Origin of the sequence: Albidovulum salinarum (assembly GCF_025673475.1) — a bacterium.
Classification (GTDB): domain Bacteria; phylum Pseudomonadota; class Alphaproteobacteria; order Rhodobacterales; family Rhodobacteraceae; genus Albidovulum; species Albidovulum salinarum.
The window spans coordinates 1-543 of the sequence record NZ_JAOVQO010000078.1; the positions used below are offsets into that span (position 1 = coordinate 1).

The following is a 543-nucleotide window of genomic DNA, read 5'->3' on the forward strand; positions in this document are numbered from 1 at the left end:
ATCTTGCGCCAAACGCGCCGTTTGGGGCCGCCATGCTTGCGCGCATGGCACTCGCCTTCGCCCTCGACCTTGATCCCCCCTCGCCGGTTCGCTCGAACCGGTGGCGCTCACCGGCTCGATGTCGATCAGCAGGTGCAGCGGCCCCTTGGACCCACGGTAGGGGATGTTGACGGCCAAGGTCTTCTGGCGACGGGACAGCGTGCTGAAGTCCGGCACCGTCCAGTTCAGGCCGACCAGTTGCAGCAGGCTCTCGACGAAGCCTGTGGTCTGCCGCAACGCCATGCCGAACAGCACCTTCATCGAGAGGCAAGTCTGGATGGCGGCATCGCTGTAGCTCTGCCGACGGCCACGCCGACCTGTCGGCGCGGCATCCCAGCTCATCTCAGGATCGAACCAGATCGTCAGCGAGCCGCGGCGCTTGAGCGCTTCATTGTCGGCTGGCCAGTTCCTGATCTTGTAGGTCGGTGGGGTCGGTCTGCTCATGCACCCCAGCTATCACGCTGGTTTCACGAGATGAATCCCCTACAGGATTTGTGCAACAGA

General features: G+C 63.5%; 1 pseudogene. It reads right to left on the minus strand.

Features of this window, described 5'->3' with window-relative positions:
- Window positions 1–483, minus strand: a pseudogene (locus OEZ60_RS22205) (IS5 family transposase); the annotation flags it as partial.
- Window positions 484–543: the final 60 nt, after the last annotated feature.